This window comes from Erwinia sp. MMLR14_017 (assembly GCF_033657285.1).
In the GTDB taxonomy this organism is placed as follows: Bacteria; Pseudomonadota; Gammaproteobacteria; order Enterobacterales; family Enterobacteriaceae; genus Erwinia.
In genome coordinates, this window is record NZ_JAWVWP010000003.1 from 264,481 (window position 1) to 285,717 (window position 21,237).

The following is a 21,237-nucleotide window of genomic DNA, read 5'->3' on the forward strand; positions in this document are numbered from 1 at the left end:
AGGGCTATGAGCAATGTCCCAAATGAACTGAAATACCGCGACAGCCACGAGTGGGTGCGCAAAGAAGCTGACGGAACTTATACCGTGGGCATTACCGAGCACGCGCAGGAACTGCTGGGCGACATGGTTTTTGTTGATCTCCCCGATGTAGGCAACACCTACAGCCAGGGCGATGACTGCGCCGTAGCCGAATCGGTGAAAGCGGCTTCCGATATTTATGCGCCAGTCAGCGGCGAAATTATTGCAGTAAACAGCGCGCTGGATAGCGAACCGGAGCTGGTTAACAGCGCTCCTTACGCCGAAGGCTGGCTGTTCAAAATCAAAGCCAGCGATGAAGCTGAGCTGGATGGATTGTTGGATGCGGATGCTTATAAAGAGAGCATCGACGAATAACTGCTTATGCGGGCGGGCCGGTCTTAACCGTCCCGTCCTGCTTACCCTGCCCGATTCAGGATTTACCGCTAATGACTCAGACTCTCAGCCAGCTTGAACACACCGGTGCGTTTATCGAACGCCATATTGGCCCGTCGCAGGAGCAGCAAACGGCGATGCTCAATGCTACCGGTGCCAGCTCACTCCATGACCTTATTGCGTCTATTGTGCCCGCCGATATCCAGCTACCAAGCCCGCCTGCGGTAGGGGATGCGCTGACCGAGCATCAGGCGCTTGCGGAGCTGAAGGCGATTGCCAGTCAGAATCTGCGCTATAAATCCTATATCGGCATGGGCTATACCCCGGTACTGACGCCGCCGGTTATCCTGCGCAATATGCTGGAAAATCCGGGCTGGTACACCGCCTATACGCCTTATCAGCCAGAAGTTTCGCAGGGCCGTCTGGAAGCGCTGCTGAACTTCCAGCAGGTAACGCTGGATCTCACCGGGCTGGATATCGCCTCCGCCTCATTGCTGGACGAAGCTACCGCTGCGGCTGAAGCGATGGCGATGGCAAAACGCGTCAGCAAGCTGAAAAACGCTAACCGCTTCTTTGTGGCGGACGATATTCATCCGCAGACGCTGGATGTAGTGCGTACCCGTGCGGAAACCTTTGGTTTTGAAGTGCTGGTCGACAGCGCAGAAAAGGTACTCGACCACCAGGAGGTGTTTGGCGTTCTGTTACAACAGGTTGGTACCACGGGTGAAGCTCACGACTATACCGATCTGATTGCCGAACTGAAAAACCGCAAGGTCATTGTCAGCGTCGCGGCAGACTTTATGTCGCTGGTGCTGCTGCAGGCACCGGGCAAAATCGGCGCGGATATTGTGTTTGGTTCGGCACAGCGCTTCGGCGTACCTATGGGCTACGGCGGCCCGCATGCAGCCTTCTTTGCAGCGCGTGATGAGCATAAGCGCTCTATGCCGGGACGTATCATCGGCGTTTCGCGTGATGCGGCAGGCAACACCGCATTGCGTATGGCTATGCAGACCCGCGAGCAGCATATCCGCCGCGAAAAAGCGAACTCCAACATCTGTACCTCGCAGGTGCTGTTAGCCAATATCGCAAGCCTCTACGCCGTGTTCCACGGGCCGGTGGGGCTGAAGCGCATAGCTTCCCGCATTCATCGTCTCACCGATATCCTGGCGGCTGGTCTGCAGAAAGGCGGCCTGACGCTGCGCCACCAGCACTGGTTTGATACGCTGACCGTCGAAGTGGCTGATAAAGCCGCAGTGCTGGATCGCGCGCTGAGCTTTGGTGTGAACCTGCGTACCGATATCCATAACGCGGTAGGGATCACCCTGGATGAAACCACGCTGCGGGAAGATATCACGGCGTTATTCTCTATCCTGCTGGGTGAAAACCACGGGCTGGATATCGACTCTCTGGATGCAGCCGTTGCCACAGAAAGCACCTCCGTGCCCGCTGCGCTGCTGCGCCAGGATGCGATTCTGACGCACCCGGTATTTAACCGTCATCACAGCGAAACCGAGATGATGCGCTACATGCACAGCCTGGAGCGTAAAGATCTGGCGCTGAATCAGGCGATGATCCCGCTCGGCTCCTGCACCATGAAGCTGAATGCGGCGGCTGAGATGATCCCGATCACCTGGCCGGAATTCTCTGAGCTGCATCCATTCTGCCCGGCAGACCAGGCGACGGGCTATCTGCAGATGATCGGTCAGCTCTCCCAGTGGCTGGTGCAGCTGACCGGTTATGACGCGCTCTGCATGCAGCCAAACTCTGGCGCGCAGGGTGAATACGCTGGCCTGCTGGCGATCCGCCGCTATCACGAAAGCCGCAACGAAGGCGGGCGTAATATCTGTCTGATCCCAAGCTCAGCGCACGGTACCAACCCGGCCTCGGCTCAGATGGCTGGCATGTCCGTTGTGGTGGTGGCCTGTGACAAGCAGGGCAATATCGACCTGGCCGATCTGCGGGCGAAAGCGGAGCAGACCGGCGACGCGCTCTCCTGCATCATGGTGACCTATCCTTCTACTCACGGCGTGTACGAAGAGACTATCCGCGAAGTTTGCCAGATCGTTCATCAGTTTGGCGGTCAGGTCTACCTGGACGGTGCCAACATGAATGCCCAGGTTGGGATCACCACGCCAGGTTATATCGGCGCGGATGTGTCTCACCTCAACCTGCATAAAACCTTCTGTATTCCGCATGGCGGCGGTGGTCCGGGCATGGGACCTATCGGCGTGAAAGCGCATCTTGCACCTTTTGTGCCGGGGCACAGCGTGGTGCAGATTGAAGGTGTACTGACGCAGAATGGCGCAGTTTCTGCCGCACCTTTTGGCAGCGCTTCGATTCTGCCGATCAGCTGGATGTATATCCGCATGATGGGGGCTGAAGGACTGAAACAGGCCAGCTCGGTGGCTATCCTTAATGCCAACTACATTGCCACTCGTCTCAAATCAGCTTATCCCATCCTTTATACCGGACGTGATGGCCGCGTGGCGCATGAATGCATCCTGGATATTCGTCCGCTGAAAGAGCAGACCGGCATCAGCGAGCTGGATATTGCCAAGCGCCTGATCGACTACGGTTTCCATGCGCCAACCATGTCCTTCCCGGTTGCAGGAACGCTGATGGTTGAGCCAACGGAATCTGAAAGCAAAATCGAGCTGGACCGCTTTATTGATGCCATGCTGGCGATCCGTATGGAAATCGATCGGGTGGCGGATGGAGAGTGGCCTGTGGATGACAACCCGCTGGTCAACTCACCCCATACCCAGATGGAAATCGTCGGCGAGTGGAGCCATCCTTACAGCCGCGAGCTGGCGGTGTTCCCGGCAGGCAGTGACAACAAATACTGGCCAACCGTGAAGCGTCTTGATGATGTTTACGGCGACCGTAACCTCTTCTGTTCTTGTGTACCGATGAGCGAATACGAGTAGTCTGGCATTTCAGGCTAAAGTAAAAAGGGCACAGCAAGTGCCTTTTTTTATGGAGAAAACCATGAAGATTGCGTTAGTAAACGGTGGCAGCCGGGGAATAGGACGGGAAACTTCTTTACTGCTGGCCCGACGCGGATACAACGTGGCGGTAAATTATCGCCAGAATGTCGCAGCGGCAGCAGAAGTGGTGGCGCTGATAACAGAGCAGGGTGGCAAGGCATTTGCCGTTCAGGCTGATATTGCTGATGAGCAGCAGGTTGTGGCGATGTTTGCACAGATTGATCGTCAGCCGGGTCAGCTTCGTGCCCTGGTGAATAATGCGGGTATCCTGTTTCAGCAGACCCGCGTAGAGCAGCTGACGGCTGAGCGGATCAATCGGGTCTTTGCCACTAATGTGACAGGCTGTTTTATCTGCTGTCGTGAGGCGGTAAAAAGAATGGCTCACCACCACGGTGGAGAGGGCGGCGCGATAGTCAACGTCTCCTCAGCGGCAGCGCGGCTCGGTGCGCCTGGTGAATATGTCGATTATGCGGCATCAAAAGGCGCGATGGATACGCTGACCACAGGGCTTTCGCTGGAGGTTGCAGCTCAGGGCATCAGAGTGAATGGCGTACGCCCTGGCTTAATCTATACGGAAATGCATGCCGATGGCGGCGAACCCGGAAGAGTGGATCGGGTTGCTCCCGGTTTACCCATGCAGCGAGGCGGGCAGCCTGAAGAGATCGCTCAGGCTATTCTGTGGCTGCTGAGTGACGAAGCTTCCTATATTACCGGTACCTTTATTGATGCCGCGGGCGGGCGATAGCAACAGACGTCAGGCAACACCGGGAAAGAGACCGGGTATCGCTAATGCTTGCTGCCATCAGAATTTATTCACTGCTTTGGCTTACTGGCATTACCGCCCGATACCGCCAGGGTTAATAAACTCTGGCGGTTTACATAAGGCTACAGCTCTGCGCCGTTGCTGGTGATAACCTGCTTATACCACGCAAAGCTCTTCTTTTTCGATCGTTTCAATGTGCCGCTGCCATCGTCATTTTTATCAACATGGATAAAGCCGTAGCGTTTGCTGTACTGACCGGTGGTGAACGAAACGCAGTCGATGCAGCCCCAGGGCGTATAGCCCATCAGCTCAACGCCATCGTGAAAAACAGCCAGCTTCATCTGTTCAATATGTGCTTTGAGATAGGCGATGCGGTAGTCATCGTTAATCTGGCCGTCAGCTTCCGGCTTATCAATAGCGCCGAAGCCGTTTTCAACAATAAACAGCGGTTTCTGATAGCGCTCATAGAGCGCTGCCAGCGAATATCGCAGCCCAACGGGATCGATCTGCCAGCCCCAGTCAGAAGCCTTAACGTGCGGATTAGGCACGCTGCCCTCAAACCCTGATACCGCGCTTCCCGTTCCTCTGGCGCTCGCCTGCACGACATTACTCATGTAATAGCTCAGGCCAATATAATCGGCGCATCCCTCAAGCAGGATCTCTGCATCGCCCTGCTGCATATCAATCTGGTAACCCTTGCGCACCCACTCGTTAACGATGTAGGAAGGATAATAGCCACGCATATGCACATCACTAAACAGGTAACGTTCGCGCATCGCTTCCTGGGCAAGCATCACATCATCCGGATGGCAGGACCAGGGATAGAGCGGCACCATCGCAATCATGCAGCCAATCTGCATCTCGGGGTTGATCTCATGCCCGAGTTTGACCACTTTCGCGCTGGCGACAAACTGATGATGCAGCACCTGATACATCGCCTGTTCAGGCTTTTCATGATCGGTAAACACCACGCCAGAGCAGCAGTAGCCAAAGAGCGGATATTTCCAGTTACGCTGGTTATTGATCTCGTTAAAGGTCATCCAGTACTTAACTTTATGCTTATAGCGCGCCAGCACCACTTCGCTAAAGCGTACAAAGAAATCCACCACCTTGCGGTTCAGCCAGCCGCCATAGGCTTTGACCAGGTGATAAGGCATCTCAAAATGAGAAAGCGTGATGACCGGTTCGATATGGTGTTTTAGCAGCTCATCGAACAGGTCGTCATAAAACTGCAGGCCCGCTTCATTAGGCTCCTGCTCATCGCCGTTGGGGAAAATACGGCTCCAGGCAATGGAGGTGCGGAAACATTTAAATCCCATCTCCGCAAACAGCGCAATATCCTGCTGGTAGTGGGAGTAAAATTCCACCGCCTGATGGTTTGGGTAACTGAAGCCCTCCTGCACGCCGTCAGTCATGACCCTGTCTACGCCGTGGGCGCCACCGGAAAGAACATCAGCAATACTGATGCCTTTGCCATCCCGATCCCAACCGCCTTCAACCTGATGCGCGGCTACGGCACCGCCCCATAAAAAGTCCGCTGGCAACTGCTGATCTCTGCCCATTCATCCTCTCCTTCTGATTAACTAAACTGTCGGGCCGCCTTTTCCGCCCCTTGATTCAGGCGCTGGCTGGCTTAAACTTCTCTGCTTCATCTGGCGTGCCTGGCCGTTCGCTGAATCCAACCACCCAGGTCAACGCCGCACCGAGCACAAACGCGAGGCTGATTGAGAGCAAAAAGCCGATAAACTGCGGCATATGCCCCTCTTTGAAAAAGACCGGGAGTACGGCAATGCCGGGCAGGCAGTAGCTCCAGGAGACGGCGTTAAAGAAACCCGCCACCGAACCGCCAATAGCGCCCGCCAGGCAGCCGCACAGCATCGGTTTTTTCAGCCGGAGCGCCACGCCATACAGCGCCGGTTCAGAGATGCCAAACAGCGCCGTTAAGCCTGCCGAAAGAGAAACGCGCTTCATCTCCTGATCTTTTGACTTGAGCCAGACGCCAAAGGTCGCCCCCGCCATGGCAAACACGGCGGAGGCCTGCAGCGCGGTAAAGGTGTCATAGCCCAGCGTGGCGTAATTCCCGACGGTGACGGGCGTAATCCCCCAGTGTACCCCCAGCGTGACCAGCGGCATCCAGAGCGCGCCCACCACAAACCCGGCCACCACCGGACTGAGAGCGTAAAGCGTGTTGTAGATACCGCCGATAGCGCCACCAATCGCATTTCCTGTCGGGCCAAAGGCCAGCAGCGTCAGCGGCACCATAATGGCCAGGCAAATCATCGGGGTAAAAAGATTGCGGATCACCAGCGGCAGCACGCGCTCGCAAAAGTGCTGAATGTAAGACATTATCCAGACCATCAGAATGATCGGGATCACCGAGGCGGTATAACTCAGGTATTTCACCGGAAGACCGAAGAAATCAAGCGCTGGCGCATTCACCGGAACGCCAGCTACCTCAGCCAGTATCCTGGCTGTTTCCGGATTACTGACCGCCTCTTTCATCAGCAGTTGCAGTGCCGGGTCGGCAGAATTGGCCAGCATGATTTTGTTGGCCGTCAGCATATTCATATAGTCAGGGCTGACCAGCGCACAGGCGGCAATCACGGCGGTGAAGGGGTTCACGTTGAATTTTTTGGCGGCAGTAAAGGCCACCAGCACCGGAAGAAAGGTAAAGCCGGTCCAGGAGACAAAATTCAGGATACGGTACGCGCCACTGGCCTGATCCATCCAGCCGAGCGCCGTGACCAGTGACAGCAGGCCCTGCAGAATGCCACAGGCAGCAAGAGGGTAGAGGAAAGGGGCGAAGATACTGGAGATAATATCCATCAGGCGGCTGACAATGCCGATGTCTGGCGCGGAAATGGCCGCATTTTCATCCACGCTCACCAGCTTTACCACTTCCTGGTAAGCGGCGTCCACATGGTTACCAATCACCACCTGAAGCTGGCCGCCCGCTTCGATAACGGTAATCACACCTTTTACCCGCTTTAATTGTTCCTTATTAACTTTCCCGCCATCTTTTAATATAAAACGCAACCGCGTGGCACAATGCGTGATATTGATCACGTTATCGTTACCACCGACCAGCTTGACGATCTCTACTGCGGATTCAGCAAAATTCAACGCCATGATCTTCTCCTCGCCAGGGTATTTCAGCTTCTGAAGTAAATCTTTTTCTGAAGCGATGTTTTTATTATTGTGGCGAGTTTATCAAGCAAATAAAGAATGTCACGATATAACAAATTTGCGATTCCGTAATTTGTTACATCGAAAAAACAGGGTGTTTTTATTTAAGCCGCGCTGCCAGCCTGCGGCCAAGCGTTTCTAAGATATAGATAACGGGGACCTGCGTGGTCACGTCATATTCATCCGCTACCAGCAACCGTGGCATATGGTAGGAAAGATTGAAGTCAGCCATTTTTGCCAGCGAAGCATTTTCATTATTAGTGACAGAGATCACCTGGCAGTGATGCAGGCTGAACTGGCTGGCTAACCGTAATATTTCCGGGGTTTCGCCGGAGACAGATAATATAACCGCTACGGCATTTTCATACATATCACTGTTGACCGGGTAATAAGGGTCATCGATATAACTGCTGAACTTTCCAACATTGGAAAAGAAGCGGGCGCCATATTTTCCTAACGTTCCTGAAGTGCCAGCGCCAACAAAGATAATACGTTCCGCATGGAGCAGATGATCGACTGCACGATTGATCAGATGCTCAAAGTCATCATTGTTAATGCTTTTAAAAAAGCCGATAAGTTCACCCACGCCGGAATAAGCGGGCTGATGCTGCTCCTGCTCCAGATAGAGTCTGAAGCGAATACGAAATTCTGAGTAGCCATCACAGTGCAGTTTACGGCAGAAACGTAGCACGGTGGTGGTGGAAACCTGCACGGCATCGGAAAGCTCGCGAATGGTCATGTACATCACTTTATCGCGGTTCTTAATCACGTAGTTATAGACCTGGAGTTCCAGGGCATTCAGGGTGGCGAGAGTGTGATGCGTGAACATAGCGGCGCTCAAATTCTGAAGAATCACTACCTTAGCAGAATTCATCTCAGGGTGTGGCCGTTTTACCAGAGCTGAGAAGTTGCTCGCAAAATGGCGTTCCGGAGCGCAGCAGTACGCACCCCGGTTCTCCTCTACATTAACCAGCCCCGCTGCTGAGCCTGTTCCAGATGCTGTTTGAGGTAGTGCCAGAGCGCAGGCCACTCTTTTTCAATGGCGACATTACGGCTGATCACCTGTTCCAGACGGATATGGTTCTCTTTCCAGCTTTGTCCCTGGTTGTGCAGGTTCTGGATAACGGGCAGGGCGCGGTCAAGCATATTCGCAAAGCGGGAATCTGGCGTTTCGCCCGCTTCATATTCATCCCAGAGCGCGCGAAATTTTTTACCCAGCGCATCCGGGAGCAGGGCGAAAATCCGGTCGGCGGCCGCGACTTCCTGAGCGTGAATGGCTTCGCGGGCCGCGAGGTCATAAACCATCACGTCGCCTGCATCAATTTCCACCACGTCATGCAGCAACGCCATCTGCACCACGCGCGTCACATTCACCTCAGAGCCGGAGTAGGGGGCCAGGCTCATCGCCGCCACTGCCAGCTGCCAGCTGTGCTCGGCAGAGTTCTCGTAGCGGGAATTGCCAATCAGCCGGGTACGGCGCTCGACGCTTTTTAATTTATCCAACTCCATCAGGAACTGAATAACCTCTGTCATTTCACCGAAATCAACGGCGGATACGCTCTCGGACATCGCTGGCCTCGTTATTTTCCTGCAGAAAAAAGTTGGCAACCAGTGTAAGGGAAACGATTGCGCAGGTCGCGCTTAAAAGTGTGGGTTACACCCGGTCACGCTTTATTTTAAGCTTACACCTGTACTCTGAAATTATTCTCAGATAGGCTATTCGTGCTCAAGCTGCTGGCCTGTCCCGCTCTGCGTAACAGAGGCCGAGTGGGTCTCAACTATTATTCAGGCCCGTTCAGGGTATGGAGAGAAAGCTTCATGACGGAAAAAGTTATATCAGAACAAGGCTATTCACTGGCTGAAGAGGTGGCGAACAGCATCAGCCACGGCATTGGTTTACTGTTAGGCATTATAGGACTGGTACTGCTGCTGACGCAGGCCTCAGAAGCAAAGGCCGGCACCCTGGCTATCGCCAGCTACAGTCTGTACGGCGGCAGTATTATTCTGCTCTATCTGGCTTCCACGCTCTATCACGCGATCCCAAACCCGCGTGCGAAATTCTGGCTTAAGAGGCTGGATCACTGCGCTATCTATATTTTGATTGCCGGAACCTACACCCCTTTTCTGCTGGTGGGATTGCAGTCACCGCTGGCACACGGATTGATGGTGGTGATCTGGAGTCTGGCGCTGATTGGCGTGCTCTTTAAGCTGGCATTTATTCATCGCTTTGAGGCGCTCTCCGTTATCACCTATTTACTGATGGGCTGGCTCTCGCTGATTGTGGTGTATCAGCTGGCGATGAAACTTTCACCAGGCGGGATCTGGTTGCTGGCCGCGGGAGGAGTAACCTATTCGCTGGGGGTAATTTTCTATGTGATGGAGCGCATCCCCTATAACCACGCCATCTGGCATGGGTTTGTACTGGGCGGCAGCCTGTGCCATTTTCTGGCGATCTATCTCTATGTGATGTGAAAACAGGAGCCGAAAGGCTCCTGTTCTGTTTACTCGCTGAGAGAATAAGGTAACGGCTGAATAGTCAGTTTGCCGCCCTCATCTCCCTGCACACGCAGTTCCGTATCCGGCTCCAGATCGTTATTCAACACCGCCTGAACCCAGACTTCGCCGTTGTCTAACTGACAGGCTGAAAGAATGGTGCCGGTACGGCGCCAGTTTTCTCCCAGTTTCATTTCCAGCGAGTCATTGGCCGCAGGAACGCGCCCGGCGCTGCCTGCAAGCCAGTAAAGCGCGCGCTTATTGGCGCCACGGAATTTAGCGCGGGCAACCATCTCCTGACCGGTATAACAGCCTTTTTTAAAGCTGATAGCATCCAGCGCCTGTAGATTGGTGGCCTGAGGAATAAACTGGGCGCTGGTAACATCGTCAATTACCGGCAAGCCTGCTTCAATATTCAACGCCAGCCACTGGGTGCTGTCATTTAACTGCGCTTCGCCTTCCAGGCTCTGGCGTATGCTTTGTGCCTGTTCGCGACTGGTCACCAGCAGGAAACGTTCTGCCGGCGTGCCAAACCATAAAAGGGTGCTATCGCCCTGTTGCACCACCGGGTTTTCTGCATCCGGCAGCGCTGTAAAGAAGCCGCTGAGCGCAGCGCGGGCCTGAAAACCGGCGACGCCCAGCAGCACGGCTTCTTCATCCGCTTCGATAGTGACTTTGGCAAATACGGCATATTTTTTCAGCTCGCTAATCTGGTTGTCGCGCAGGCTGCGGCGCTCCAGATAGGCCAGGCCTTCACCACGGTGAAAGAGACGCAGATTACTCCACATTTTGCCTTTGGCATCACAATGGGCAGCAGGGAGATGGCCATTCTCCGCCAGCGCGGCGACGTCCAGCGTCACCTGACCCTGCAGATAGCTGACGTGATCAGCGCCAGTCACGTTTACCAGCGCCCACTCTTCCAGAGAGATAAGCGTAAGCGGCAGACGTGAGGCCGCCGTGGGGTGACGAGGGGGGAAAGAGAGTGTTGGCATGCATCCATCCTGAATAGAGGAACTATATGCTTCATGTTAAAAGAGCCCACTGGCTTTGCAACCTGTTTCCGGAAAATGCGGCACAAATCGCTTGATAACCCTGCAACAAAAGTGGACGCGTTTGAAGAGAGCCAGCAACCTCAGCACTGCGTCATCAACAAGCGAGTAAAAAAGCGCTACACTAGCCGCCATGTTTGACTGACTGACGATGGATAAAATGGATATTAATAACAAAGCACGGGTTCAGTGGGCGTGCCGCCGTGGCATGCTGGAACTGGATATCGCCATCATGCCGTTCTTCAAGTATGAGTATGATTCCCTGACCGACCAGGAGAAACAGCAGTTTATCCGCCTGCTGGAAAGCCCGGACCCGGATCTCTTTAACTGGCTGATGAATCACGGCGAGCCGGATGACGCTGAGCTGAAGCAGATAGTGACCTTGATTCAACAGCGAAACCAGCAACGTGGCCCTGTGGCACTCTGACCTGCGGGTCTCCTGGCTTGCTCAATGGGTCTCTCTGCTGCTGCATGGCACAGCAATCCTGGCACTGCTGCTGGCGCCCTGGCCTGCACGTTTTACCTTAGTGTGGATGCTGTTGCTCACGCTGGTGGTGTTTGAATGCGTACGCAGCCAGCGCAGGATACGTGGCCGGGAAGGAGAGATCGCGCTGCTGGAGGCTGGTCAGCTACAGTGGCGACAGAAGCGGTGGCAGATCTGCGGCCGTCCCTGGATGAGCCGACAGGCTATGCTGCTGGCGCTGCGCTCATCAGCGGGCGAGAAAGAAAAGCTGTGGCTCTGTCGGGACAGCATGGATGAAGAGGAGTGGCGCCTGCTGCGTCAGCATCTGCTGCCCGAGAGATAAAACCGCCATTCAATGATGGCAACGGGCATTATGAGCAGTATCGGCCGCACCCTCCAGCATGACGATAGTCGTACAGGAATTCAGCATTACCGAACATCCGATACGCAGGCGCGGTTGGCGTTATAGCCTGCGCGGCAAAGGCTTCTGTCTTTGCGGCCCATGGACTACAGCGCGTCGGCCATCTCGGTGAGGATCTGCTCACACCACTGGGCGATGCGCTCATCGGTGGCCTCAAACTGATTGATATCATCCAGCGCCAGGCCGACAAAATGGCTGCCATCCGGCGTCAGCGGCTTGCGGCTGGTGAACTCATACCCCTGATTGGGCCAGTAGCCGACAAACTTCACCCCGGAAGGGGCCAGTACCTCGTGCAGCATGCCCAGCGCGTCTAAAAACCATTCGCTGTATTCGCCCTGGTCACCCATGCCGTAGAGCGCGACAATTTTGCCCTCCAGCTTCAGGCCAGGCAGATCGGTCCAGATCGCTTCCCAGTCCTCCTGCAGTTCGCCGAAATCCCATGTCGGAATGCCGAGGATTAGCATGTCATACTGCTCCATCAGCTGGGGCGAATCATCTTTCAGGTTGTGCAGCGTAACGAGATCGTCGCCGATAAAATCGCGGATTTTCTCTGCTGCCATTTCGGTGTAGCAGGTGCTGGAACCATAAAAAAGTCCGATATTCATATCCGATAACTCAATTTACTTGGTGCAATGACGCGGATTATATCAGAATTGAGCCTCAGCGGCGTAATGCGGCAGCCGCAGCCAGCAAAAGGGGATGACGTGCAGGACAGCGATCTGATTGAGCAATTTCTTGATGCCTTATGGATAGAGCGCAATCTGGCCGAAAATACCGTGGCTTCTTATCGCCTGGATTTGATGTCACTGGCGGGGTGGTTAGCGCACAATGGGACAAATTTGTTGCGCGTGGATGCGGTCGATCTGCAGGGTTTTCTGGCAGAAAGGATCGAGGGCGGTTATAAGGCCACCAGTTCTGCCCGGCTGCTGAGCGCCATGCGTCGGCTGTTTCAGTATCTCTACCGTGAAAAGCTTCGCGATGACGATCCCAGCGCGCTGCTGGCTTCGCCAAAGCTGCCCCAGCGTCTGCCGAAAGATCTCAGTGAAGCTCAGATAGACCGCCTGCTACAGGCGCCCAGCATTGAAGAGCCCCTTGAGCTGCGTGACAAGGCGATGCTGGAGCTGCTTTATGCCACCGGACTGCGCGTTACCGAGCTGGTTAGCCTGACGTTAAACAATATCAGCCTGCGCCAGGGCGTGGTGCGGGTGATTGGCAAAGGGGATAAAGAGCGCCTGGTGCCGCTGGGAGAAGAAGCGGTACACTGGCTGGAGCACTATCTGGAGTATGGCCGCCCCTGGCTGCTGAACGGTCAGACGCTGGATGTCCTGTTTCCCAGCAGTCGCGCCCGGCAGATGACCAGGCAAACTTTCTGGCATCGCATCAAACATTACGCCACACTGGCAGGGATCGACAGTGAGAAGCTTTCGCCGCACGTGTTGCGCCACGCTTTTGCCACCCATTTACTGAATCATGGGGCCGATTTGCGTGTCGTACAGATGCTCTTAGGGCACAGCGATCTCTCCACTACCCAGATATATACGCATGTCGCCACCGAGCGGCTGCGTCAGTTACATCAACAGCATCATCCTCGCGCCTGAGGCGGGGATAGAGAACAAGGCTAAGGATAACCCGATGAAAAAGCATTACCTGTTACTGACTTTGCTGATGACCGCCGTCAGCGGCCTTGCGCATGCGGATGACGCGGCCATCCAGCAATCACTGAAAAAATTGGGTTTACAGCAGACTGAGATCCAACCTTCGCCTCTGCCCGGAATGAAAACCGTGCTGACAGAGAGCGGCGTGCTGTATGTTACTGAAGATGGCAAACAGTTTATCCAGGGGCCGCTGTACGATGTCAGCGGTGGCCAGCCGGTCAACGTCACCAACAAACTGCTTGAGAAGAAAGTGGAAGCGTTAAGCAGCGAGATGATCGTGTACAAAGCGCCAAAAGAGCAGCATGTGATCACCGTGTTCACCGACATCACCTGCGGCTACTGCCGCAAGCTGCACTCACAAATGGCTGACTATAACGCGCTGGGCATCACCGTGCGTTACCTTGCCTTCCCGCGTGAAGGCATGAATGGTCAGGTTGCGAAAAACATGGAATCCGTCTGGTGCGCCGCAGATCCTAAAAAAGCCTTCAGCACCGCCATGAACGGCGGGGAAGTGTCGCCCATCGACTGCAAAATCGACCTTTCACAGCATTACAAGCTGGGCATCCTCTACGGCATTCAGGGCACGCCAGCCATTCTGCTGCAAAACGGGATGATGATCCCGGGTTACCAGGGCCCGCAGGAGATGAAACAGCTGCTGGATAGCCAGAAAGCGGGCGGTCAGGGCTAGTGAAGAGCCAAACTGAACTCCGCCGTCGTGTGGCGGTGGAAGGGGCTAAGCTCCCCGACGAACTCCATCCGCTGCTGCGTCGTCTTTATCAGCATCGTGGGGTTCTGCATGCCAGTGAGCTGGAGCGCGGGGCGAAAAACCTGCATCCTTTTCACTCTCTGTCGGGCATTGAGTTAGCGGCTGAGATCCTGCAAAAAGCCATTGCGGATAACCTCTGTATCATGATCGTGGGAGACTTTGACGCCGACGGCGCTACCAGCACCGCGCTGGCCGTTCTCGCGCTGCGCAGCATGGGCGGACGCAACGTCAAATATCTGGTGCCTAACCGCTTTGATGATGGCTATGGTCTGAGTCCTGAAGTGGTTGAGCAGGCCGCCGCCAGGGGCGCGCAGCTGATTGTTACCGTGGATAACGGCATCTCCTCCCATGCTGGCGTGACGCTGGCGCACGAGAAGGGCATTGCCGTGGTGGTTACCGATCACCACCTTCCCGGTGAAACGCTGCCGGATGCGGAAGCGATCGTAAATCCCAATCTGGAAGAGTCCGCTTTCCCTTCACGCTCGCTGGCGGGGGTGGGTGTGGCGTTCTATCTGATGCTGGCGCTGCGCGCGCGGCTGCGCGACAGCGGGGCAGAAGTGTTGCCTAACCTGGCGGAACTGCTGGATCTGGTGGCGCTGGGTACGGTGGCGGATGTGGTGCCGCTGGATGCCAATAACCGTATTCTGGTCTGGCAGGGACTGAGCCGTATTCGTGCCGGAAAATGCCGTGCCGGCATTAAAGCGCTGCTGGAGATTGCCAACCGCGATCCCCGTCAGCTGGCGGCCAGTGATTTAGGCTTTGCGCTTGGCCCACGGCTGAACGCGGCGGGCAGGCTGGACGATATGTCTGTTGGCGTGGCGTTGCTGCTGAGCGAAGACATTGCTCAGGCCCGTATGCTGGCAAGTGAGCTGGATGCGCTGAACCAGACCCGTAAAGAGATTGAGCAGGGCATGCAGCGGGAAGCGCTGGCGCTGTGTGAGGCGCTGGAGCGCAGCAGCGAAGCATTGCCGCTGGGTATTGCGATGTACCATCCCGAGTGGCATCAGGGTGTGGTGGGCATCCTGGCTTCCCGCCTGAAAGAGCGTTTTCACCGTCCGGTCATCGCTTTCGCACCGGCGGGCGACGGTACGCTGAAAGGCTCCGGGCGCTCCATCTCCGGGCTGCATATGCGTGATGCGCTGGAGCGGCTGGATACGCTCCATCCCGGCTTGATTATTAAATTTGGCGGCCACGCCATGGCAGCGGGTCTGTCGCTGGAAGAGGCGAAATTTGCCGAGTTCCGCCAGCACTTTGGCGATCTGGTGGGTGAATGGCTGGACAAAGAGGCGCTACAGGGCGTGGTGTGGTCAGACGGCGAGCTGATGGCTCAGGAACTGACGCTGCCAACGGCGGAACTGCTGCGTGAGGCAGGTCCCTGGGGCCAGGCCTTCCCGGAACCGCAGTTTGACGGCAAATTTAAGCTTATCCAGCAGCGGCTGGTAGGCGAGCGCCATCTGAAAGTGATGATCGAACCTCTGGGCGGCGGCCCGCTGCTGGATGGCATCGCCTTCAACGTGGATACTGCGCTCTGGCCAGACCCCAGCGTGAAGCAGGTTGAACTGGCTTATAAGCTCGACATCAATGAGTTTCGCGGCAACCGCAGCGTGCAGCTGATTATTGAAAATCTCTGGCCGCTGTAGGCGTGGCTTATCCCTTCTCTTTGCACGAAATCCGCCTTTGCGCCGCCTGCTTCAGGTCAGTGGCCAGCTGAGGCGGTTCCTTACTCCCTGAGACGCAAATTGCCCCCTCTTCAGCGCTACAATCCGGCGGCAAATTCGGTTAAACTGCTCAGTTACATTCATGTCCTAAAAGATTCTTATCATGTTTGAAATTAATCCGGTAAAGAACCGAATTCAGGATCTCTCTGAGCGCAGTGGCGTTCTCAGGGGGTATCTTTGACTACGATGCCAAGAAAGAACGTTTAGAAGAAGTTAACGCCGAGCTGGAACAGCCGGACGTGTGGAACGAGCCTGAACGCGCCCAGGCGCTGGGCAAAGAGCGCTCCTCGCTGGAAGCGATCGTCGAAACGCTGGATCAGATGGAGCAGGGGCTGGAAGATGTCTCTGGCCTGCTTGAGCTGGCCGTTGAAGCTGACGATGAAGAGACCTTCAACGAAGCGATCGCCGAACTCGACCTGCTGGACAAAAAGCTGGGTGAGCTGGAGTTCCGCCGCATGTTCTCCGGGGAATATGACAGCGCCGACTGCTATATCGACATTCAGGCTGGTTCCGGCGGCACCGAAGCCCAGGACTGGGCGGGCATGCTGGTACGCATGTACCTGCGCTGGGCAGAAGCGAAAGGTTTCAAAACGGAAATCATTGAAGAGTCCGAAGGCGAAGTGGCTGGCACCAAATCCGCCACGCTGCGCATCATGGGCGATTATGCGTTTGGCTGGCTGCGCACCGAAACCGGCGTTCACCGCCTGGTACGTAAAAGTCCGTTTGACTCCGGCGGCCGCCGTCATACCTCTTTCAGCTCCGCGTTTGTTTACCCGGAAGTGGACGACGATATTGATATCGAAATCAATCCGGCGGATCTGCGTATTGACGTTTACCGTGCTTCGGGCGCGGGTGGTCAGCACGTTAACCGGACCGAGTCGGCGGTGCGTATTACCCACATTCCCACCAATACCGTGACTCAGTGCCAGAACGATCGCTCTCAGCATAAAAACAAAGACCAGGCGATGAAGCAGATGAAGGCGAAGCTGTACGAGCTGGAAATGCAGAAGAAAAATGCTGAGAAACAGTCGCTGGAAGATAACAAATCCGATATCGGCTGGGGAAGCCAGATCCGCTCCTACGTGCTGGATGACTCCCGTATCAAAGATTTGCGTACCGGTGTAGAGACCCGTAACACCCAGGCGGTGCTGGATGGCGATCTGGACCGTTTTATTGAAGCCAGCTTGAAAGCCGGTCTATAAGGAACTGACATGTCTGAACAACAACCGCAGAGCGCTGATGTCGCACTTGAGCTGAACAATGAACTGAAAGCACGTCGCGAGAAGCTCAGCGCGCTGCGCGAAAATGGCGTGGCGTTCCCTAACGATTTCCGTCGTGACAGCATTTCAGAGCAGCTGCATGCTGAGTTTGATGCAAAAGAGAACGAAGAGCTTGAAGCGCTGGGCGTGGAAGTAAGCGTAGCCGGTCGTATGATGACCCGCCGCATTATGGGTAAAGCCTCATTTGTGACCCTGCAGGACGTCGGCGGCCGCATCCAGCTCTACGTTTCCCGCGACGATCTGGCGGAAGGGATCTACAACGAGCAGTTTAAAAAGTGGGACCTTGGCGATATCGTCGGCGCACGCGGCAAACTGTTCAAAACCAAAACCGGTGAGCTTTCTATCCACTGTAACGAACTGCGTCTGCTGACCAAAGCCCTGCGCCCGCTACCGGACAAGTTTCACGGTCTGGCGGACCAGGAGACGCGTTACCGTCAGCGTTATCTGGACCTGATCGCTAACGAAGAGTCGCGTAAAACCTTCAGAATTCGCTCACAAATCATGGCGGGTATCCGCAGCTTTATGGTGGGCCGCGAGTTTATGGAAGTGGAAACGCCGATGATGCAGGTGATCCCTGGCGGTGCGTCTGCTCGTCCGTTTATCACTCACCACAATGCGCTCGATATCGATATGTACCTGCGTATTGCGCCGGAACTCTATCTGAAGCGTCTGGTGGTAGGCGGTTTCGATCGCGTCTTCGAAATCAACCGTAACTTCCGTAACGAAGGTATCTCGCCACGTCATAACCCAGAGTTCACCATGATGGAACTCTATATGGCGTATGCGGACTACCGCGATCTGATTGAACTCACCGAAAGCCTGTTCCGCACGTTGGCGCAGGATGTGCTGGGCACCACCGTAGTTCCTTACGGCGAGCAGGAGTTTGATTTCGGCAAGCCGTTTGAAAAGCTGACGATGAAAGAAGCAATTCTGAAATACCGTCCGGAAACCAACCTGGCCGATCTCGACGATTTTGATAAAGCCGCCGCCATTGCGCAGTCGCTGGGTATCAAAGTTGAGAAGAGCTGGGGTCTGGGCCGTATCGTGACTGAAATCTTCGAAGAGACCGCCGAAAGCCATCTGATCCAGCCGACCTTTATTACCGAATACCCGGCTGAAGTTTCTCCGTTGGCACGTCGTAACGACGATAATCCGGAAATCACCGACCGCTTCGAATTCTTTATCGGCGGCCGCGAAATCGGTAACGGCTTCTCCGAGCTGAACGATGCGCAGGATCAGGCTGAGCGTTTCCTGCAGCAGGTAAATGCGAAGGATGCCGGGGACGACGAAGCGATGTTCTACGACGAAGACTACGTGACCGCGCTGGAGCATGGCTTGCCGCCAACGGCGGGCCTGGGTATCGGGATTGACCGTATGGTGATGCTGTTCACTAACAGCCACACCATCCGTGATGTGATCCTCTTCCCGGCATTGCGTCCGACCGGTAAGTAAGTTTGCTGCAATAAGCGTTGTAAGGGGCGAAGCGATTCGCCCCTTTTTTACATCATGCCCAACATAACAAATACCACCAGCACTACTGATTAAAAATTGTGTAGATTCTGTCCAGACCTCTCTGGCCAGAAAGTTTCTTATCCGCTTATTCATATCAATATTTTTAAAGCAGCCTCAGATTCTTTCTCAGCCTGGCGTCCCCATTGTTAATATAGAAGTCATGCGAATTTATTTTATATTATATGCAATATATTTTTTATATTATTGCCTGAGTGCTACCGTTCAGCAGAAAAAGATAATATCATCCTCCAGTCTCGGCATAATGAGTTAAGAGCATCCACCTGTATTATCAGGCTGTGTCTGAATCTATATACAGGTATCATTATGCTTAAAGTTTACTGTTCTGATTATTCCACCCTGGATAGTAAGAAATCAGAAGAGATTTTCAAATTAAGGAAGCGTGTTTTTAAAGACAGGCTTCAGTGGGCTGTCAATTGTACAGGGGAAATGGAAAGGGATGAATTCGATAATGCCAACGCTAAATATATTTATGGGGTGAAGGATGAAAAAATAATATGTGGGAGCAGAGTTATTGCGATGAAGAATGAGAATATGCTGGCTAACACATTCTCCTCTTTTTTTAACAAGGTTGAAATACCTGAAGGAAACTATATTGAATCAACCCGTTTTTTTGTTGATAAGCAAGGGGCTAAATTTTTAGCTGGCCACCGTTTTCCTGTCACCAAAGTCTTATTTATGGCACTGATAAGCTATGCCAGGCAGCATCAATACGATGGTGTTATTGCTGTAACAAGTCATCCTATGATGCAAATTATAAAGAGCTCTGGCTGGAATATCACCCTGTTAGAAACCGGACAATCTGAAAAAGATGAACCTGTATATCTTGTACTGGGACATGCTGATGAAAACAGTCATCAGGCAATGAAGTCTGCGATTATTAATGAGAGTGGCCTTAATGAAAATGAGTTAAATAGTTGGCCTCTATATGCTTCAAATATTTAAAAATTAACTAACGGGCCTGACCAGGTGGAGTTCTATGCCGAGACGTACAGCATGCCTTGCGTTTGTTACCCCCAGTTTTTTGACAATATTGGACATATGAAACTTAACGGTAGTCGTTTTTATTCCTAAAATGGTCCCGGTTTCGGAGTAGGTTTTCCCAACGCTGGCCCAGTAAAGGATTTCGTTTTCACGGGTGGTAAATATATTTTCATTAACGAGGTGTGAATCATTCGTTTTTGAAAGAGAAATAAGTGCCAGATACTCTTCATGGACTGACGCCAGCAATAGATCTAAGGTGCCTTTATGCAGGTTTATTAATCGCTCTGTTTCTTCCCTTTTAGCAGGATCAATAAGCAAACTCAGCGTGACCAGATTTTTTTTATAGTCGTGCAAAACAAAAGTATAGCCACTGATTATACTGTAAAGCTTAGCCTTTTCAAAAATACTCGAGAAAAACGATTCATTAGCGAGGTTTATTTTTTCATTCCATGAAAAAGGTGTCAACCGATTCAATGCGGTAATAACCACCGGGTCGGTAAACTGCAGGTTATTCTCCTGGTAATACTCTACCCATTTATCTGGATAATTTGTTGCATGCGCAGAAATTGACATATTGTTTTTTGAAAGCACGACATAGGCCCAGATAAAATCACCTAACTCTTTTAATTTGGTTTCAAGGTGTTTTTTAATAACGCTATTAACATAATTTTCGTTTTCCATAACGGCTTGTTTCCCAGTGAGTCAGTCTGTTTTGCGGCGTGATGACAACCAGTGACGGGGCCATTCTAAACCTTCGAAGCCAGTCAGCAACAAAAAAATATCTGATGTCTCTCTTCAAAGATAATCTGATGTCTCTTTTCAAAGATAAAAAGTACCGCTTTAAGCCTCCTCAAGCAATCCATTGCTCTCCGGGTAACATCTCAGGCTGTGCTACGCCGCGCAATTACGCTCAGAATGCCTCATTTTTTCATGACAGCGGATGAGCACCTCCGTTAAGGTGGTGAGTACTGCAAACCGCAGTTTCAAGCCTGAAGGATTGCCATGAAATCAACACCACGTCCGGACTGTATACGCCACTGGCAGGAGCTGGAGCAGCCTGATAACAAGCATTACACCGGTAGCGATGAGCTGATGGCGATAGGTGCGCCGCTGGCCCGATCGCTGGGTCTGACCCGGCTTGGCATCCATCATATCCGGCTGTTGCCCGGCCGCCGGGTCTCCTACCCTCATGCTGAAAGTGCTGAAGAAGAGTTTGTATTTGTAGTGGAAGGGACGCCGGATGCATGGATTAACGGTGAGCTTTATCCCCTTAAAGCAGGTGACTCGGTGGGCTTTCCCGCAGGAACCGGCCTCTGCCATACGTTTATCAATAACAGCAGTCAAGAAGCACGATTGATCGTGGTAGGGGAAGCCAATAAAGCGGAAAACCGGATTCATTATCCCCTTAATCCTGTTTATGAAGCCACCAGGGAAGATCGCTGGGTAAATCCCCCTGAGCAGCAGTTTGGTAGTCATAACGGCCTGCCGGATAAACTGAATAAAAATGCGGGCTGACAGAGAGTAAAGGTGC

Annotated in this window: 20 protein-coding genes; 13 read left to right on the plus strand and 7 right to left on the minus strand. The window is 53.7% G+C overall.

What is annotated here, in order from left to right; translation table 11 throughout:
• The first annotated feature begins 6 nt into the window (after nt 1-6).
• From gcvH to SD961_RS06755, 3 genes are all read left to right on the plus strand, one after another.
• Nucleotides 7-393, plus strand: a complete 387-nt coding sequence (gene gcvH / locus SD961_RS06745) for a glycine cleavage system protein GcvH (RefSeq protein WP_318789626.1) — start codon at nt 7-9, stop codon at nt 391-393.
• 71 nt (nt 394-464) lie between these two features.
• Entirely contained in the window at nt 465-3,338 is a 2,874-nt protein-coding gene (gene gcvP / locus SD961_RS06750; RefSeq protein ID WP_318789628.1) for an aminomethyl-transferring glycine dehydrogenase, read from the plus strand.
• Between the two features lie 61 nt (nt 3,339-3,399).
• Entirely contained in the window at nt 3,400-4,143 is a 744-nt protein-coding gene (locus tag SD961_RS06755; protein WP_318789629.1) for an SDR family oxidoreductase, read from the plus strand.
• A 140-nt stretch (nt 4,144-4,283) separates the two neighbouring features.
• Here the strand turns inward: SD961_RS06755 and SD961_RS06760 are convergent, their stop codons facing one another.
• From SD961_RS06760 to SD961_RS06775, 4 genes are all read right to left on the minus strand, one after another.
• Nucleotides 4,284-5,723: a 6-phospho-beta-glucosidase gene (locus tag SD961_RS06760; protein ID WP_318789630.1), complete on the minus strand. Its 1,440-nt coding sequence runs from the start codon at nt 5,721-5,723 to the stop codon at nt 4,284-4,286.
• A 55-nt stretch (nt 5,724-5,778) separates the two neighbouring features.
• Nucleotides 5,779-7,290: a PTS transporter subunit EIIC gene (locus tag SD961_RS06765; protein ID WP_318789631.1), complete on the minus strand. Its 1,512-nt coding sequence runs from the start codon at nt 7,288-7,290 to the stop codon at nt 5,779-5,781.
• Between the two features lie 157 nt (nt 7,291-7,447).
• A complete protein-coding gene (locus SD961_RS06770; protein ID WP_318789772.1) occupies nt 7,448-8,176 on the minus strand; it encodes a MurR/RpiR family transcriptional regulator in 729 nt (242 codons plus the stop codon).
• Nucleotides 8,177-8,307: 131 nt separating this feature from the next.
• Nucleotides 8,308-8,916: an HD domain-containing protein gene (locus tag SD961_RS06775; RefSeq protein WP_318789632.1), complete on the minus strand. Its 609-nt coding sequence runs from the start codon at nt 8,914-8,916 to the stop codon at nt 8,308-8,310.
• Between the two features lie 249 nt (nt 8,917-9,165).
• On the opposite strand from SD961_RS06775, the gene trhA reads away from it, so the two are divergent.
• Nucleotides 9,166-9,819 carry a PAQR family membrane homeostasis protein TrhA gene (gene trhA / locus SD961_RS06780; protein WP_318789633.1) on the plus strand — a complete coding sequence of 218 codons (654 nt, stop codon included), beginning with the start codon at nt 9,166-9,168 and terminating at the stop codon, nt 9,817-9,819.
• Between the two features lie 29 nt (nt 9,820-9,848).
• On the opposite strand, the gene ygfZ is transcribed toward trhA, so the two are convergent.
• A complete protein-coding gene (ygfZ, locus tag SD961_RS06785) occupies nt 9,849-10,832 on the minus strand; it encodes a tRNA-modifying protein YgfZ (RefSeq protein ID WP_318789634.1) in 984 nt (327 codons plus the stop codon).
• Between the two features lie 217 nt (nt 10,833-11,049).
• Here ygfZ and sdhE point away from each other — a divergent pair, with 217 nt between their 5' ends.
• Both sdhE and SD961_RS06795 read left to right on the plus strand, forming a co-directional pair.
• Nucleotides 11,050-11,316 carry an FAD assembly factor SdhE gene (gene sdhE, locus SD961_RS06790; protein WP_318789635.1) on the plus strand — a complete coding sequence of 89 codons (267 nt, stop codon included), beginning with the start codon at nt 11,050-11,052 and terminating at the stop codon, nt 11,314-11,316.
• Complete coding sequence (locus SD961_RS06795) at nt 11,297-11,695, plus strand: protein YgfX (RefSeq protein WP_318789636.1); 399 nt, start codon at nt 11,297-11,299, stop codon at nt 11,693-11,695. Before sdhE ends, SD961_RS06795 begins: the two co-directional genes overlap by 20 nt.
• A gap of 164 nt (nt 11,696-11,859) precedes the next feature.
• On the opposite strand, the gene fldB is transcribed toward SD961_RS06795, so the two are convergent.
• Nucleotides 11,860-12,378: a flavodoxin FldB gene (gene fldB / locus SD961_RS06800; RefSeq protein WP_318789637.1), complete on the minus strand. Its 519-nt coding sequence runs from the start codon at nt 12,376-12,378 to the stop codon at nt 11,860-11,862.
• 66 nt (nt 12,379-12,444) lie between these two features.
• On the opposite strand from fldB, the gene xerD reads away from it, so the two are divergent.
• The 6 genes from xerD (at nt 12,445) to SD961_RS06830 (ending at nt 19,667) form a co-directional block, all read left to right on the plus strand.
• Nucleotides 12,445-13,371 carry a site-specific tyrosine recombinase XerD gene (gene xerD / locus SD961_RS06805; protein WP_318789773.1) on the plus strand — a complete coding sequence of 309 codons (927 nt, stop codon included), beginning with the start codon at nt 12,445-12,447 and terminating at the stop codon, nt 13,369-13,371.
• A 34-nt stretch (nt 13,372-13,405) separates the two neighbouring features.
• Nucleotides 13,406-14,116, plus strand: a complete 711-nt coding sequence (dsbC, locus tag SD961_RS06810; RefSeq protein ID WP_318789638.1) for a bifunctional protein-disulfide isomerase/oxidoreductase DsbC — start codon at nt 13,406-13,408, stop codon at nt 14,114-14,116.
• Nucleotides 14,116-15,834: a single-stranded-DNA-specific exonuclease RecJ gene (recJ, locus tag SD961_RS06815; RefSeq protein ID WP_318789639.1), complete on the plus strand. Its 1,719-nt coding sequence runs from the start codon at nt 14,116-14,118 to the stop codon at nt 15,832-15,834. The genes dsbC and recJ overlap by 1 nt, the downstream gene beginning before the upstream one ends.
• Nucleotides 15,835-16,015: 181 nt before the next feature.
• Nucleotides 16,016-17,114 (plus strand): peptide chain release factor 2 gene (prfB, locus tag SD961_RS06820; protein WP_318789640.1). Its coding sequence is split into 2 segments (ribosomal slippage): nt 16,016-16,090 and nt 16,092-17,114, totalling 1,098 coding nucleotides; the frame shifts between segments, so codons are not numbered across the junction.
• 9 nt (nt 17,115-17,123) lie between these two features.
• Nucleotides 17,124-18,644, plus strand: coding sequence for a lysine--tRNA ligase (gene lysS, locus SD961_RS06825; RefSeq protein WP_318789641.1), 1,521 nt, complete (start codon nt 17,124-17,126; stop codon nt 18,642-18,644).
• A gap of 384 nt (nt 18,645-19,028) precedes the next feature.
• Nucleotides 19,029-19,667 carry an acyl-homoserine-lactone synthase gene (locus SD961_RS06830; RefSeq protein ID WP_318789642.1) on the plus strand — a complete coding sequence of 213 codons (639 nt, stop codon included), beginning with the start codon at nt 19,029-19,031 and terminating at the stop codon, nt 19,665-19,667.
• Nucleotides 19,668-19,670: 3 nt separating this feature from the next.
• On the opposite strand, the gene SD961_RS06835 is transcribed toward SD961_RS06830, so the two are convergent.
• Nucleotides 19,671-20,387 (minus strand): LuxR family transcriptional regulator, encoded by a 717-nt coding sequence (locus tag SD961_RS06835; protein WP_318789643.1) that lies wholly within the window; start codon nt 20,385-20,387, stop codon nt 19,671-19,673.
• 321 nt (nt 20,388-20,708) lie between these two features.
• Between SD961_RS06835 and SD961_RS06840 the strand changes: the two genes are divergently transcribed.
• Nucleotides 20,709-21,221 (plus strand): cupin domain-containing protein, encoded by a 513-nt coding sequence (locus SD961_RS06840; RefSeq protein WP_318789644.1) that lies wholly within the window; start codon nt 20,709-20,711, stop codon nt 21,219-21,221.
• Nucleotides 21,222-21,237: the final 16 nt, after the last annotated feature.